Genomic DNA, 15,845 nt, shown 5'->3' with positions numbered 1-15,845 from the left:
AATGTCTAAAACCTTAACTGTAGATACCTACTCTTTTGTGATCCCTGAAAAGGATGATCCATGCGATCTATGGATCAGCTATTACAACACGCTCAAAAAATCAGTAGGAAGCGCTCATGCAAAAACCTTGTGGCTTATTACTTGGAAAAGTAACGGGGCTACAAGCTGTACCACCCGTCCTAGTTTTAATCAGTGGATGGACAAACAGGGGCTAGATGTTTCCAATATTGCAACACGTACCCTATCGGATCTTTCAGAAATTCAAGGTAATTTTTTTGGACTTGGTAAGAATCTAACTAAGGTAGTAGCCATAGGTGTTCCTGTGGTTTTAATTGCATTAATTCTTGGGGTTTTAGTCATAGGTAAAAAAGCGGTGGACAGCACAGATATTGAGGATATAAAAATGTTAACTCCTATAGGTAGAGCAAGCAAATTACTTGTCAAATGAGACTTACAAAAGCACATAAAATAGGCATTGGAAGTGCATTAGGAGTTTTAGTTATAACCATTGGATATGCTAGTGTAAGAGCAAGGCAAAGAGATAAACGATTTGCAGTAATCCTACAAGCGATTTCAGGAGTATTAGCCGATATAGAGGGCGGTCTTGATACCACCAAGGCTTTTGATTTACAATACAAAGAGAGGGTGTTACAAAGTGTATCCCAAACCGTAATTACCCTTAAAAAGCAAACCGCTATAGGGTATGCCTCTTTAATTAATAGCGCATTAACTCCTTGGTATCTCAACGATGATGAGGAAAAGATATACGGGGTTTTTAGAGGTCTTAAAGATAAAGTACAGGTATCACAGCTTGCTAATGCCTATCAAGAGGAATATGAAAACAATTTGATTGATGTGTTAAAGGATCGTTTAAGCACTTCTGAAATAAAAATCATTATGGGGATTGTAGCGAAACTGCCTCCCTATAGAACCTTATAAAAAAAATACAGATGAAATTATCAAAAACAACATGGTGGATGATCGGAGGTAGTGTTTTAGCAGTTTCTGGTATTGGACTATATCTATTGCTTTCTAAAAAGAAGAAAATAGCCCAAAAGGGATCAATCTCTATGGGCAATAGTGTATTTCCAAAACAGGATACCCCTGCATCGGTCACTCAAACAGCCACTGTAAAGGAAGAACCGAACTGGGGAAAACCGTTTAATTATGGATATATCGATGATGTAAAAGCATGGGTAGCCCCTAAGACACTTAAAGAATTACCAAGAGTAAAAGCCATTGCACTTGCTAAAAAGCTTAAAGAGGCTAAAGGCACTTTTAATGATGATGAAAAAGCGGTTGGAAATGTCTTTGGAAAACTCCTTAGAGATAAGACACAAGTATGTAGCGTCTCTCGCGCTTTCTATGATGTGTATAAAAAGGATTTATGGCAACACTTAGATAGCTTTCTAAGCGTAAAAGAAATGCAAACCCTTGTGACAAATCCAGTAAGAAAACTCCCTAATTATCAATCCTAAGCTATGAAAGAACAAATCAGTACAATAGATCAAGCTCCTAATAGTTCAAAGGAACTTTTAGTGGTAGGAGGTATTATTCTAGTAGTAGCCCTTGGGGGCTTTACGTGGTATTACCTTTCTAAAAAGAAGAAGGAGCAAAATGCCTCTGATAATGATGCTAATTTTGAAAGTGATGACCTTACAGATACAAGTATGTTCAATACACCACCTTTTAGACCTATTTCCACTAATACTTCAGTTTCAACTTCAACTTCGACTTCGAGTTCAAATTCAACTATTCATATCAAAAGAGGAAGTAGGCATCCTGATGTAAAGATTTTACAACGCTATCTAAAATACTATAAACAGCCCCTAGGTCGTAGTGGACCAAAACGAGACGGGGTGGATGGTATTTTCGGAAAGCTTACCGCGAAAGGCGCTCAGAAAAAATTAGGTAAAACAAGCTTCACAAGGTCTGATATTCAGTCCATGAAAAACACTTTAAAACTTTTAGGACAATGAAAATTACAAACAAAGAAATAGGACTTAGTGGTCTTTTGATCATGGGAAGCGGACTTTTAATTGGGTATCTATCGTTATTATGTGAAAACAAATCTGAAACCCCAAAACAAGCTCCTGAAAAATCAAGTCCTCAAAAAAAGACCACACCTGTGGTGCAATTAAGTGTAGTTGCTAAAGATACCCCTATTGAAAAATCGATACAGACGACAAAAACGGTTGACTCTCCCATAGAAACTACTGAAAAGAAACAAGAGATGATCTCTAAAGTAGCAGAAGCTGAGATAAAGGAAGTAGCACTAGAAGTAGAACCTCAAACGGAAATAGAAGTAGCAACAGCAATAGATGATGTAATTGTCTTAGATACTTCAGAGCAAATCACAACATCCCTAGAGATGATCCTTGATGATTTTCCACTACGTCTAGGTAGTAAAGGAGAAAGAGTATTTGAATTACAGAAATACCTTTTAAAAAATCATGGCTGGGGTGGTGCAGTAACTGATGCGTTTGATCAAAACCTAGCAGATAGAGTTCAAAAACTTCTGAAAGTAGAACAAGTAGATCAGAAACTATTTAATAAACTCATTTATAAAAGAAAAAGAAGAAGATAATGTCCGAGCCAAAAAAAAGAAAGGGTGGGCTTTTAAATGCCCTGATTGATAAAGATGGGATTAAAACAGAAGTGACCCTTACCATTACCAATCAAACAGCCACCAAAGTGGTTCTTACGTTACTTATTTCTGGAATCAGTCTTATTGTGATTGCAAAACTCTTAAAAGAAGTATTTCCTAGTAAAGAGCTTACCGCTATTAGATCAGAGGTAAGCAAGATAAAAAACATATTAATAAAGTAAAAGAAGATTATGATGACAAGTATTGAATATCTCATAGACTATTTAATAAGCCTTGATTGGGGCTACGTTATTACGTTTATATTAATCTCACATCTAGTAAATCAATCAAAAGTAACCACTTGGTTTTTTAAAAAGACCAACGTGAAAATACGTACCCGATATAGGGTGTTATTCATTGGCGTTGGATATGGCATTTTAGTCTATCTATTACGCGGGTATACAGTAGCAAATATTGAAGGTTTATTTCAGTCTTTTGTCTTTGCCATGGTCTTTCACAAGCTTGTGGTTGAAAGACTCTTTGCTGTACTGAAATTAAATCCAATACAAAACATAAATTATGAAGACCATAGTGAAGAATAATTGGAAACTAATTACAGGAATTGTCTTAGTGATCCTAGTAGTTAGTAGCTATTTGCTTTCAACAAACCAATTACAAACCACAAACACAATCCCTGATATATTAGAACAAGAAAATAAAGAGTTGTCTGCCTTAAATATCCAATTAGATACAAGGATAAAAGATTTAAAAATACAGGCTGGAAACTTGCAAGGAATCATTGATCAAAAAGATCAAGAGATCTATCACTTAAAAACAGTATTAGATGAAAACATTAATCGTATTAATAACTATTCTATCCCTCAGTTGGAGCAGTTTTTCGCAAGGCTTAAAACCGATAGTCTTCCCCATTGACGGAGAGACCTATTTTTGTTTTACCCCTTGGCAGTCTAAGTATATCGCTAAGGCTTTAGAAAAAGAAAGACTTCAACGAGGACTTATCAAAGCCTTAGAAAATCAAAAAGAGGAGTTTATCCTAGTACAAGAGGTCAAAGACAGTACCATTCTATTTTTAGAAAAGAAAAATGCCAATCAATCCTTAGTGATTGACAATAAGAATTTAGCATACAATGCCCTAGAAATAGATAACAAAGCACTCACAAAGAAAGTAAAAATGCGAGGGGTAAAAAACACCGTGCTAGGTGGCGCACTGCTTGTACTAGTGAGTGTATTAATCATTAAATAAAAAAACTATGTCAATTTCAGGATATCAAAGTGATAACACCCAAGGTGGAAACCTTCAAAATTCACGTAACAGCGTTACAACGCACGAAATTTTACCCGAGCATTTAAGTTCTATTCTAACCCACTCTCCTTCATTTAATACCTACAGCCTAGTTAATGAGAATTTACTCATAGCGAAGGATATTAGATTAAGCCCTAATACCCCTGAACTAGAAATTGGAGATTGGCTTGTAAGCTTACCTGCTCCATTAATAGACGAAGGCACTCATACAGGAACTTTATTTAGTATAGGATGGAGTCAGTTTTTCTATTCTATAGATATAGATGGAAGAGTCACGATAAGCGGAACATTTTTAAATGATCAAGATGAATTGATTTTAAACATAAACCCGTACATCATAGAGACGCCCATTCGATTTAAAACCTTTGGAAGTCCTTTTTAGATGAAACAAGTAATAAAATACACATCATGGATATTACAAAAATCATTATTGTCATATTTAGCGCTACAGGGTTTTGGAAGCTTATTGAACTCTTAGTACAATTTAAAGGTCAAAATCGCTTAAAAGATGCAGAGATACATAACTTACAGACCCAAGGCAATAGCCTAATCATTGAGAATTATAAGAAGTGGTCGGAGAATATGGAAAAGCGATTAGAAGAGCTAGAAAATAAAAATACAGAAATGACCAAAACGATCACAGAACAACGAAAAAAAATAGATAAACTTCAGAAGTATGTTGATCAATTAGAAGAAGAAATCAAACCCTATAGAAGCTCTATAAATGAATGAAAATAAAAGTAACACCCTGCTTAATGCCGTTTTTGGGATTTTTATGCTTCTAAGTATCATAAAGGTAGGGATGGATATACACGAGAAATGTAAAAAGAAAAAGAACGGTCTTGATAAGCAATAAATATGGTATCATCTTATAAACATATTTATATAGGTATTGGAACGGCAGCCCTTATTGTAGGTGGTGCTGTTTTAATACGTTATTTGGCAGAGTCAAAAACTAAAAAACAGAAAAGTTCTATTGACTTTTCTGTTTTTGATAGTAAAGATATTGTCGGCTCTGGGCGTTGTATTGATAGGTCACTTTTAAAACGATTGCAATTGCTTGAAAAAAGAACGGGCTATGCAGTACTTAAAAATATCAACTCGGCAGTACGGAGTCAATTTTGGAATAAAAAAGTGGGTGGAGTGAGTAATTCCGCACATTTGATTACCAAATGTAAAGCTGTTGATATTCACGCCCCCACGCGAGCCATCCGTAATCTACTAGTGGTTCAAGCATATAATCTTGGTTTTACCCGTATCGGGGTTGGAAAAACATTTGTGCATCTGGATGTAGATACATCCAAACCACAATACGTGGCTTGGGGCTACCCTTCAGGAACCCCGCCTGAGATTAATCCTTTTTCTTGACACTTTTAAGATAGATGAAGCTCTTTTCTGATAAGAAGCTTGATGGTAATGCCTAGTTGTCCTAAATGATACAACGTGTGATGAATTACCCCCTCTATGGCAAATTCAAAGGGGTTGACAATTTTATAATGCCCTTCTGTATATGTCTTTTCTAATAAAGAATCCTCTTTGTCTCCGATAAGAACAAGGATGGATAAAATACTTTTTTCATAATCTTCTTTTAATTGTTTCCATCCAATGGTTTTAAGTTCTTCATTAGAGCGCCAATGGTCAGGTTGATAGACCAATTGTAAATTAAAATGTACTTTTAATTTATTAATAACATCTATATGTAACGCTGTTAAATGCCCTATGATTTCTGCAATACTGTGAAGCTCGGGTATAGGGCGAATAAAAGCAGTGTGAGCAGATATACCATCTATCTTTTCCATCACGTTTTGACCCAGCCATAATGATTTATAGTTGATAGCTTCTAATTGTTGTGCGTAATACTGTATTGTCATTAATTTTTACTTTTAAGATGATAGAACTACACCCAAAACCCCAAATGAAAATGTGGTGCAATTACTTTGGATGAAATGGGTGGGTAGTCCTACTTCTCGGGGTGAAAAGCTCGATAAGAAACTATACCCAATAAGCGCTTTTTCTTCCCCTAAAAAGACAGACTTAAAGGATATAGTATCAATCACTGAATTGAGTGTCTAAATAAAATTATTCAAAATGTTAACTATATAGTTTCTTTAGAATTCATAGGACTATAACCCAAAATATTTGAGTGTGGTGCAATTTACATCAAACACTAAGGGCTTAACTATAGTCCTACTTTTATAAAGGGCGAAAAGCGTAATTGAGTGTTTGTCTTTTAAAATATTATAATGCTAAATTATTAATACACTGTTGTGAAGATGTAAACCAAAAGTGTAAAAATTTTACACTTTTGGTTTACAAATATTCAAGAAAATATATTAAAGGAATCCTAGCTCTTTAGCTTTTTGGATCAGCTTTCTATTGCTTTTATCTGTAATATTAAATATATCTCTGAGTTTAGATTTACGCTTTTGAATAGCACTTTTGGATAAAAACAATAATTCTATAAGTTCTGCCATATTAGATCCTTGTGACAGTTCATAAAGTAATTGTCTATCTGTAGCATCAAGAAAAATATTATTGGATATAATTTTTTGATTATGAGTAGTTACAGACTCAGAATAATAAGGTGAAAATTCAAAAATTTTCTTTAAAGCATTAAGTAGTGTCTCAGGAGTAATATCCTCTTTAACTAGGAATCCGTTCGGATTGATAGATTGAATAATATTTTGAATTCTAAAATTATCTTTAATGAATGTAATTACGATAATTTTAGAAGATAAATGCAGTGTTTGCTTTATCCAAAGACCAATATCTTCTCCTGAAAATAGTTTTTGATCTGGGTAAGCTGGAAGTTGTATGTCTAAAAGAATAAGTTCGTAGAAGTTTTTTGGCAAAGAAAGTTTATCATAAGCCTCTTTACAGTTAGAAGCGATTTCTATAATAAACCTGTACTTTTTTTGGTGAGCACTTAATTTTTCAAATACATTCTTAATAGCAGTTTGCATCAAAGGATGATCTTCTATAATTAGAACTTTTAATTCTTTTAGATTATCTTTTTTGTTTATATGCTTGTCACCCTTCTGGTTGTGCATATCATTTTTCTTTTTCATAAATCGTGTCGCACCACAAAATTATTATAAGGCAATCGTTTTTGCTTCTTCTAAATCTTTTAATTGTTTGTCTAATTGTCCATAGATCATCATAGCTCTTCTGTGTGCTAATCTTGTCCATGTCTCCATATCGTCCGTTTCTTTTATAAATAAAGGGAGGCATTCTAATGCCTCTATTTTTTCTGTAATAAAAATATTAGTGTCTTGAATAGTATCAACTTTTGATTGAATCTGAGATAGTTTTGAGTCTTTATCTTTTAAAGTCTCAACTCTTTGCTGAATTTCTTGTTTTAATTTTTGTATTTCTAATATAAATTTCTTGTTTCTTTCGTTTTTCTTTTTGACAAGGTATTGTTGTAATTTATAGAACGAGAAAAATATTGCAGCTATGATTAAAAGAAGGATTATAAATGTTATTGTAAACATACCGTCATCAAAACCATTTACATACCGATATAAAAGAACTAGACCTTGATATGTATTTAAAGTTATTATAATAATAATTGCTGATTTGATAATAAGTTTCGAGTGCTTGAAATGCTCTTTACTTAAAGGCATTAATAGAAGAAATGCAACACACAATAAGAATATGTTTAGTTTTTGAATCAGTGTCCAAATAATATCTTCAGAGGTTAACCCTTCCACAATTTTATAGGTATTTCCAAACACAGTTATCTCACTAAATTCAGGAATTAAGTAATCAAAGTGGTTTAAGGGGAATGTTATTAGAATACAACATACCCCTATGATAAATCTAATCATTTTACTTAGAAGTAGAAGTGTTGTTGTCTTTATCTTCTGTCTTTTCTGTAGACTTGTTTTCTTCAGAATTTTGATTTTCCTCAGAATTTTGATTTTCCTCAGAATTCAAACCATCGGGTGGTTTTTTAGCCATAACATATTCATTAAAAATTAATGATTTAAATATAAGGTAAAACTTTTTAAAAAAATATCACTAAGCCTCATAATTTTTACGGTAAAACCATAATTAATAGAGGGTTGCATACAAATATTAAATAAATAATTTGTAATCTAAAAGTATAAAAGTTTTACACTTTTGGACTATACACAACTCTTGCATAATTAATAATTTCATCCTCTGTAACAAATATATAATCAGTTAATTAAATGTAATTATTAATTTAAAATCTAAAAAATGAATAATGTAAAAAAGTTTTTGCAAATGCGATTGTTTTATTTTCTCTCTTTTCTTTTAGTGTTTATAGCGTGTCAAAAAGATGATGACGGGTCTCCTCTTTTATTTGAAGCCCATCAACATGAACAAATACAAACAACGACTACCACTGTTTCTTTAGATGAGATTCCCAAAGTAGCAGAATATCTCTCTACGTTAGGAGATCAGAGAGGACATTTTACTATTGAAAAATCTATTTATTCAAACTATAGATTAAATGAACCTGACTTGGTTATCGGGACACTTCAAACGAGAGAGATTATTGAAGTAACAGACCAATATGATCAGAAGAATCATACTTTTTTGTTATCCTCTATTGGGAGTGCTAATACTACTGTAAAGTCAACATTTAATCTTATAGTACAAGAATCTTTAAGTGGTTTATTTTCATATATCGTAGAATATCGACCTGATGAAAATTGGATTCCTAATTACAGAGATTTGCAAGATTTTTCAACTTATAGTGGAGAGATCATCCATTATAGTATCACAGGCAGATACATAGCAAAATTAAACTTGATAGATGGTGTAGCAATTAACGGAGAAACGAGAAGCCCTTGTTCTGACGATGGTGATCCAAATGGAGATACAGGAAATAATGGAGGTAACGATGGGAATCCTGGTCCGGGAGATAGTGGGCCTGGTGATGGTGATGGAGGTGGAAATGAAGACAATCCCCCACCAGATCCTGATGTATCAGCAGATCTTAAATGGCTTTGTGTTTGGAGGCAGTTTTTACATAATGAGCCAAGTGAGTGTAATAATCCTAGTCTTGGTGGTTCATGGGTCATTGTGATTACCTATGGAGATAAGAGTGTAGAAGATACGGTAAGATGTCCTAATGATTTACCTGAACTTCCTGAAGTATGCTATGATAACAATGGCGACCCCTGTCCTAATCAATGTGATCCAAATGGAAATGGATGTGCCGAAGCGCCTATTGATCCTAATCCCGTAGTAGCAGTTAACTATGACCTAGCCCTTATTTATAGTTTAAATCAATTTTTAGAACCCAATCTTACTACTGAACAAATTGATTGGATTTTTGAAAATGAAGAGAATGTAGCATTCGCAGTAGAATTAAATAATTTTTTGGAAGCCCTTGATGGTTCTGAATATGAAGATTATTACGAAGATTACTTAATAAGTGCTATTGATGATATAAAAGAAGATGGTGTTTTGGACGTAGAATTCTCTTATCCGAAACCACACTGTTCTAGTTTTGAATACGCAAGTGGTATGAATGGAGCTTTAAAGGGATCTGCTGTAGTTGGTATTCATAATTTTTTCATGTCTCTAAAAGCCGACAGCGACGGGATTAAGTTTCATTATATTGATTTGGATCTTCCTGTTATGTATTTTAATGTACCTGGAGTTATTTTAAATGGAGTTGCAGCTACAGAGAGTGCTATAGCACTCGATCAAGCTATCGATGCAACAGAAAATTGGTTTTCTATTAATTTTGAAGCTAATGGTTTTGTAGTTACTGAACAATGGATAAATAATATTAACTTTGAAATGAGTTTGTTGTTAGGTGGTAGTGTTTCAAGAATACCCTCATTTCCAATACCTAACCCTGCACCTTATGTCATCGATTTATTCACAACAGGTAATTGCATGTAGCCATATGAAAATATTAATATTAATATCATTATTTTTCAATCAAAACTTTTTCTATGATCATTTGCTAGGCAAAAATGTATCAGATGATATTAAATTAAAGCTTTTTCAAACTAGTGAAAATAATTATAGGGTTATTCCAGACACTCAAAATAAAAGTCAAGAAATAAAGAAAAAAAATATCCTTATTAGAACTAACGATGACGGAATAATTGAACACATAAGTTTGCATTTACGAGGATATACGCTTGATGAGATAATTGAAATATACATAGAAAAATATGGTATTCCCGATGAATGTTATTCGATGAAAGCAGAGGTAGAATCTCTTAATTTAGCAACTAAAAAGAGTAATATCAATGAAGACTACATTAATTTAGAGTCTTCTCACCTTAAAGATAATCCTATACTAATAAAGTGGTTTAAAGAAAAAATCGAAATAACTATCCTCAAAAATTTTATCACTGGCAAAATTACGGTCACTTTTTCATTTTTTGAATGATTAATCATGGGCTTTATTATTTTTTTCGTCTTAACATTTTTCTATTGGATATATATAATTTGAGAATCTAGATGAAAATTATATATCTCAAATTCATTAAAACTGGTTTAAAATCTTTAAGAAAAAATTTTCGTTAAAGTTTAATTCCCATTTACATGATAAAAAGTTAGTTCAAAACTAATCATATTAACCCTTCGACATCTTGTTGAAGGGTTGATTATAGTACCTTATGATTTATGCCTGTTGATTTTAGAGACAAAAAATAGGTGTATTTTATAAACCATTTTTAAATTCAAAAAAAGAACTATTTACGCATTTGAATTTGCACTAGAAGTTGTTAATAATCACATCTTATATCACTTATAGCAAATAGGTGTGATCCTTAAACTCCTCATCAAAAAAAGACTTCATGTGTAAATAATGTAGAACAAATAGTAGATCACAATAAATCAGACTACTTCCTTTAGTCTCAAAGGAAACGCTAGTATTTTTTAAGAGTTTTTTAATTATATCAGTCACTTCATTTATTTACATGAAGTTACAGTCATCTTGGGTCTGTATTTGAACTCTTATAAATTCTTAAACACCTTTATAATTTGAGTATTAATTTAAACAAAAAACAGAAATGATTAAAAATTTAGTATTGTGGAGAACTAGAATTTTTTTATTCCTCACAGCGATGGCGCTTTTTATATGTTGTCAAAAAGATGATGACGGGTCTTTCCCTTTATTAGAAGCCCACCAACATGAACAATTACAAACAACCACTACGATTGTTTCTCTAGATGAGATTCCAAAAGTCGCAGATTACCTCTCAACATTAGGAGACCATAGAGGACATTTTACTATTGAAAAATCTATTATTGCAAACAATAGATCAAATGAACCTAATTTAGTTATAGGAACGCTACAAACCAGCGAAATTATCCAAGTAACAGATCAGTATGACCGTAAGAATCATACATTTCTCTTAACTTCTATTGAGAATACTGATACAACTGTTACATCAACATTTAATCTTATAGTACAAGAATCTTCAAGTGGTTTATTCTCATATATCGTAGAATATCGTCCTGATGAAGGGTGGATTCCTAATTATAGAGATACACAAGATTTTTCAACCTTTAGTGGAGAGATCATACATTACAGTATCGCAGGTAGGTACATAGCGAAATTAAGCTTGATAGATGGTGTTACTATTAGCGGAGAAACGAGAAGCCCTTGTTCTGACGATGGTGATCCAGATGGAGATACAGGAAATAATGGAGGTAACGATGGGAATCCTGGTCCGGGAGATAGTGGGCCTGGTGATGGTGATGGAGGTGGAAATGAAGACAATCCCCCACCAGATCCTGATGTATCAGCAGATCTTAAATGGCTTTGTGTTTGGAGGCAGTTTTTACATAATGAGCCAAGTGAGTGTAATAATCCTAGTCTTGGTGGTTCATGGGTCATTGTGATTACCTATGGAGATAAGAGTGTAGAAGATACGGTACGATGTCCTGATGATTTACCTGAACTTCCTGAAGTATGCTATGATAACAATGGCGACCCCTGTCCTAATCAATGTGATCCAAATGGAAATGGATGTGCTGAAGAGCCTAATCCTAACGTTGGTATCTTTTTTGATATAGAATGTACTTTAGAAAACAATGAAATGAATGTAAATTCACCGTTTAATGTTGATTTTTCTTTTATAAACCCATGTACAGTGGGAACTATTACAACACCACAAGATGAAAAACTTCTATGTATCTATAGTAAAATAACAGATACACCTTTATTCAAACAGTTTTTTGTAAATACTTTTGGAGAGAGTGATGTATTGAATGTTACATTTAAAGTAGTAGATCAATTCCCAAATAGTACCCATCCTAATGCTAATGGAGTAACTGTAGCTAATAGTGTAGAGAGAAATATTCAAACAGGAGAAATAACTTCTATGAACGTTGAAATATTTATAAGAAAATCTTACATGGAATTAAATTCTAATATTGCTGTAGCGAAAACTATTATTCACGAATCTATACACGCTTATTTATTGGTACATTATCTTGGTTGCAATCAAGCTATTGATATCGAAGGTTTGAACAACCTTGATTTTGGTAATCTAATCAATGAATATTATGGAAGTGCTTGTCCGAATCAAGAACAGCATGAATTTATGTTTGAGTATATGATACCTGCTATGCAAGAAATATTATCAGATGTTAGAGATAATTTTGTTCCACAAACACATCAATCAGCAGCAGAAAGTCAAAACCATTTCATGGATGAAAATAATCCATCTGGTGATACTGTCCCTTGGGATTGGAATCAGTTTTATTTTTACCTTAGCTTGGCTGGATTACATGAAACTAACGGCTATATGAATAATATAGAAAACTCTCCCGCAAAACTGTTTAATTACCAACAATACGTTCAAATAGGGCAAAGTTCTTTTTCTAAAACATATTGTGAAGATTAATTAAAAAAATCATAAAATGAAAAAAATCACTTTATTCATATTATTAATATCAAGTTCTATTTTTTCTCAAACAATAAAAGAAGATAATACTCTTATTATTCTTTTTGAGGAAGAACAGGGAAGCCACACTAATTATAATAAAGATAAATCAGTCAATTCAATATTTTATAATATTCCTTTAGATGAAGGCAATAGTAAAGATACAAATGACCCATTTTATCAAACTAATAAGGTGTCTTTTGTATATAAAGTATTTAAAGACTTTGATACCGCTTTCAGAAAAGATTCTACTTTCGTAATTAAAGTAGATAAAAGTTTTATTAAAAATAATGAAGATATAATTCTCACTAAGGATGATTTTAATAAAATGGACAGGCTAAAACTGTTTTTAAAACTAGATCAAAATCGCAGTAAAAATATATTTTTAATTAATAAAAATGAGATAAAAGATAGTAAGCTACTAATGCGCCAAGTCGATTTCTTTTATGTACATTCTGAGTGATCAACTATTTAATTATACATTGATATTCCTAAATTTAAGAACTTACTCAATTGAGTAGGTTCTTATTTATTTAAAATCAGTTATTTCATTATATTACATGTAGTTATAATTTTGTTTTTATTTTTTTTTATGAAATTTGAAAAAAAAAACTAAAGTTAGTAAAAAACGAATATTATTCACGTAAATATATTACGGTTAAAGTGTAAATGCCTGATTATTAGAATTTTTTTTCTACTTTTACGGTTTCCCGTAAGGAAATTAACTAAAACTGTGTTTAATTTGAAAACTCCTAAATTTTTGTCACCCCTATGTTTTTTGTTTTGAGTATTAATTAAACCATAAATGCATAATGATTAAAAAAACAGGATTTTGGAAAACAAGAGTATCTCTTGTTCTTATTTTTGTAACACTTTTTATTTGTTGTCAAAAAGATGACGCATCTTTTACACTTCAAGAGGTACATCAACATGAACATTTACGAACGTCGACTAAAAATGTTTCTTTAGATGAGATTCCTAAGGTGGCAGCTTACCTTTCAGCATTAGGAGATCATAGAGGAAATTTTACAATTGAAAAATTTATTGACGCAAATAGTAGATCAAGCGAACCCGACTTAGTGATAGGAACGCTACAAACTAGAGAGGTTATTGAGATAACTGATCAATATGACCGTAAGAATCACACTTTTCTACTAACCTCAATTGAGAGTACTGATGCTACTATTAGATCAATATTTAATCTTATTGTCCAAGAATCTTCTAGCGGTTTATTCTCATATATAATAGAGTATCGACCCGATGAAGACTGGATTCCAAATTATAGAGATACGCAAGATTTTTCAACTTTTAGTGGTGAGATTATACATTACAGTATAACAGGGAGGTACATTGCAAAATTAAATATGATAGATGGTGTTGCCGTTAATGGCGAAACGAGGAGTCCGTGTCCTGATGATGGTAGTCCAAGCGGAGGTGGAGGTAATGATGATAGTCCAGATCCAGGGGATAGTGGACCAGGTAATGGTGATGGAGGTGGAAACGATGACAATCCTCCACCAGATCCTGATGTGTCAGCTGATCTTAAATGGTTATGTGTTTGGAGACAATTTTTACATAATGAACCTAGTGAATGTAATAATCCTAGCTTGGGAGGTTCATGGGTCATTGTAATTACTTATGGCGATAAAAGTGTAGAAGATATCGTGCGATGTCCTGATGATCTACCTGAGCTTCCTGAAGAATGCCATGATGACAATGGTGATCCTTGTAACTGTGATCCAAGTGGAAATGGTTGTGAAGATACGCCACCAGATGAAGAACCTGAAAATACAGATAGTGATAGCAATCCAACTATTGGCATTTTATTAGAAGATTACCCTAATGCTTCTGAATTAAATGAAGCATTAGCAAATGATCCATTTCTTCTTTTAGAAGTTGATTGTGATCAAATTCAAAATTGGCAAACCTTAGCCCAGCATACTGCATCACAATCAATTCAAGATAAAATAGATAATTTACCATCAGGGATTTTTAATGATTTTGAAATCCAATCTTTAGAAAGTGCCGAAGGAAACCTTGTTAATTTAGATTTGTTTCCTGTTAATATAACTACACTTCCTAATAATCCAAACACAGGACAACAATTTACTCCTGACGAATTTTTGGATTATTTCAGAAGGAATATAAATAATTTTGTCGATGACTCAACGTTTGACCCTTACTGTCAGATAACATCTATTTGCCAACAAGAAACAGATTTGTGGGACTCAAATGATCCAACTGGAGCATTAGTTTACATAGATATATCAGGTGATGATGGAACCGTAATTTGCTCTGAATACGAGCATGATTATTGGTACTTTATGACTCTCAATGCTCCATATTCAGGCAATCATCCAGTGAGTGGTGTTAGACAATTTGGATATGAGACAAATTCAGACGGATCATTTGATTTTTATGTTAGAGGAACTGATCGATTTGATAGTTACTGGATTTCTAATCTTGCTTATGTACGTGGTTTAGGAAATTCTTTTTTTGGAGCTGATGATTTATGGGAAAGCTTTCAAGAAAAAGTAAATCAATTTGTAAACGAAAACGGAGGTAATTCAACAATCATTCCTGCAATAAAAAACAGACCAGATTGGGATAAAGTAGAGGAAGTTCTTAGAGGAGAAAGACCTATAACTGACTTAGGCTGTAATTAAAAATGACTATATTATGCAAGTGATTAATAAAAATTTAAATAATATTTTTTATTGGAGTTTTTTCTTAGCTCTTATAATTTATCTTTTACCAAACGACTATATATTTGGTGTTTATACACCGAATGCGCTTGGTTGGTTTTTGGTTCTTGGGCTAATACCTATATCGTTAATAACTTATCTTTGGTTATTAATTGTTGACTTGAAAAAAAGAAACTCGAGACGATTAATAATCCGAACTATTGTATTCCTATCAATAATTTGTTTTTGTATAGCCTATTGGTTCTATCAAGCGACAAAACTTGGTAATATTTAGATCATATTTATAGTTAAAATATTTAATTTTATATTACATAATTAATAAACCCTTCGGTATTAAG

At 32.6% G+C, this 15,845-nt stretch carries 21 protein-coding genes; 17 read left to right on the top strand and 4 right to left on the bottom strand.

Going from position 1 to position 15,845, the window contains the following annotated elements; genetic code table 11:
* Position 1: 1 nt before the first annotated feature.
* The 12 genes from ACFO3O_RS06275 (at position 2) to ACFO3O_RS06220 (ending at position 5,279) form a co-directional block, all read left to right on the top strand.
* Entirely contained in the window at positions 2-448 is a 447-nt protein-coding gene (locus ACFO3O_RS06275) for a hypothetical protein (RefSeq protein ID WP_379977710.1), read from the top strand.
* A complete protein-coding gene (locus ACFO3O_RS06270; RefSeq protein ID WP_379977709.1) occupies positions 445-939 on the top strand; it encodes a hypothetical protein in 495 nt (164 codons plus the stop codon). The genes ACFO3O_RS06275 and ACFO3O_RS06270 overlap by 4 nt, the downstream gene beginning before the upstream one ends.
* Before the next feature lie 11 nt (positions 940-950).
* Complete coding sequence (locus tag ACFO3O_RS06265; RefSeq protein ID WP_379977708.1) at positions 951-1,478, top strand: hypothetical protein; 528 nt, start codon at positions 951-953, stop codon at positions 1,476-1,478.
* A gap of 3 nt (positions 1,479-1,481) precedes the next feature.
* The gene (locus ACFO3O_RS06260; RefSeq protein WP_379977707.1) at positions 1,482-1,979 is read left to right on the top strand and encodes a peptidoglycan-binding protein; all 498 of its coding nucleotides are present in this window, start codon (positions 1,482-1,484) and stop codon (positions 1,977-1,979) included.
* The gene (locus tag ACFO3O_RS06255) at positions 1,976-2,587 is read left to right on the top strand and encodes a hypothetical protein (RefSeq protein ID WP_379977706.1); all 612 of its coding nucleotides are present in this window, start codon (positions 1,976-1,978) and stop codon (positions 2,585-2,587) included. The genes ACFO3O_RS06260 and ACFO3O_RS06255 overlap by 4 nt, the downstream gene beginning before the upstream one ends.
* On the top strand, positions 2,587-2,829 hold the full coding sequence (locus tag ACFO3O_RS06250) for a hypothetical protein (protein ID WP_379977705.1): 243 nt from the start codon (positions 2,587-2,589) through the stop codon (positions 2,827-2,829). Before ACFO3O_RS06255 ends, ACFO3O_RS06250 begins: the two co-directional genes overlap by 1 nt.
* Positions 2,830-2,838: 9 nt before the next feature.
* Positions 2,839-3,189: a hypothetical protein gene (locus ACFO3O_RS06245; protein WP_379977704.1), complete on the top strand. Its 351-nt coding sequence runs from the start codon at positions 2,839-2,841 to the stop codon at positions 3,187-3,189.
* Positions 3,167-3,520, top strand: a complete 354-nt coding sequence (locus ACFO3O_RS06240; RefSeq protein ID WP_379977703.1) for a hypothetical protein — start codon at positions 3,167-3,169, stop codon at positions 3,518-3,520. Before ACFO3O_RS06245 ends, ACFO3O_RS06240 begins: the two co-directional genes overlap by 23 nt.
* The gene (locus tag ACFO3O_RS06235) at positions 3,432-3,851 is read left to right on the top strand and encodes a hypothetical protein (protein WP_379977702.1); all 420 of its coding nucleotides are present in this window, start codon (positions 3,432-3,434) and stop codon (positions 3,849-3,851) included. The genes ACFO3O_RS06240 and ACFO3O_RS06235 overlap by 89 nt, the downstream gene beginning before the upstream one ends.
* Positions 3,852-3,858: 7 nt before the next feature.
* Entirely contained in the window at positions 3,859-4,293 is a 435-nt protein-coding gene (locus tag ACFO3O_RS06230; protein WP_379977701.1) for a hypothetical protein, read from the top strand.
* Positions 4,294-4,319: 26 nt separating this feature from the next.
* Positions 4,320-4,643: a hypothetical protein gene (locus tag ACFO3O_RS06225; RefSeq protein ID WP_379977700.1), complete on the top strand. Its 324-nt coding sequence runs from the start codon at positions 4,320-4,322 to the stop codon at positions 4,641-4,643.
* A 126-nt stretch (positions 4,644-4,769) separates the two neighbouring features.
* Positions 4,770-5,279, top strand: a complete 510-nt coding sequence (locus ACFO3O_RS06220) for a D-Ala-D-Ala carboxypeptidase family metallohydrolase (protein ID WP_379977699.1) — start codon at positions 4,770-4,772, stop codon at positions 5,277-5,279.
* Between the two features lie 5 nt (positions 5,280-5,284).
* On the opposite strand, the gene ACFO3O_RS06215 is transcribed toward ACFO3O_RS06220, so the two are convergent.
* The 4 genes from ACFO3O_RS06215 to ACFO3O_RS06200 form a co-directional block, all read right to left on the bottom strand.
* On the bottom strand, positions 5,285-5,782 hold the full coding sequence (locus ACFO3O_RS06215) for a DinB family protein (RefSeq protein ID WP_379977698.1): 498 nt from the start codon (positions 5,780-5,782) through the stop codon (positions 5,285-5,287).
* Positions 5,783-6,244: 462 nt separating this feature from the next.
* Positions 6,245-6,979, bottom strand: coding sequence for a response regulator (locus ACFO3O_RS06210; protein ID WP_379977697.1), 735 nt, complete (start codon positions 6,977-6,979; stop codon positions 6,245-6,247).
* 24 nt (positions 6,980-7,003) lie between these two features.
* Complete coding sequence (locus ACFO3O_RS06205) at positions 7,004-7,741, bottom strand: hypothetical protein (RefSeq protein ID WP_379977695.1); 738 nt, start codon at positions 7,739-7,741, stop codon at positions 7,004-7,006.
* 1 nt (position 7,742) lies between these two features.
* Positions 7,743-7,874, bottom strand: a complete 132-nt coding sequence (locus tag ACFO3O_RS06200; protein WP_379977694.1) for a hypothetical protein — start codon at positions 7,872-7,874, stop codon at positions 7,743-7,745.
* A 261-nt stretch (positions 7,875-8,135) separates the two neighbouring features.
* Between ACFO3O_RS06200 and ACFO3O_RS06195 the strand changes: the two genes are divergently transcribed.
* The 5 genes from ACFO3O_RS06195 (at position 8,136) to ACFO3O_RS06175 (ending at position 15,468) form a co-directional block, all read left to right on the top strand.
* Complete coding sequence (locus tag ACFO3O_RS06195; RefSeq protein WP_379977693.1) at positions 8,136-9,797, top strand: hypothetical protein; 1,662 nt, start codon at positions 8,136-8,138, stop codon at positions 9,795-9,797.
* A 4-nt stretch (positions 9,798-9,801) separates the two neighbouring features.
* Positions 9,802-10,296 carry a hypothetical protein gene (locus ACFO3O_RS06190; RefSeq protein WP_379977692.1) on the top strand — a complete coding sequence of 165 codons (495 nt, stop codon included), beginning with the start codon at positions 9,802-9,804 and terminating at the stop codon, positions 10,294-10,296.
* A gap of 625 nt (positions 10,297-10,921) precedes the next feature.
* On the top strand, positions 10,922-12,763 hold the full coding sequence (locus ACFO3O_RS06185; RefSeq protein ID WP_379977691.1) for a hypothetical protein: 1,842 nt from the start codon (positions 10,922-10,924) through the stop codon (positions 12,761-12,763).
* Positions 12,764-12,779: 16 nt separating this feature from the next.
* Positions 12,780-13,265 carry a hypothetical protein gene (locus ACFO3O_RS06180; protein ID WP_379977690.1) on the top strand — a complete coding sequence of 162 codons (486 nt, stop codon included), beginning with the start codon at positions 12,780-12,782 and terminating at the stop codon, positions 13,263-13,265.
* 349 nt (positions 13,266-13,614) lie between these two features.
* Entirely contained in the window at positions 13,615-15,468 is a 1,854-nt protein-coding gene (locus ACFO3O_RS06175) for a hypothetical protein (RefSeq protein WP_379977689.1), read from the top strand.
* Positions 15,469-15,845: the final 377 nt, after the last annotated feature.

Origin of the sequence: Dokdonia ponticola (genome assembly GCF_042653865.1) — a bacterium.
Lineage (GTDB): Bacteria > Bacteroidota > Bacteroidia > Flavobacteriales > Flavobacteriaceae > Dokdonia > Dokdonia ponticola.
This window is presented reverse-complemented; position numbering and strand designations above follow the sequence as displayed.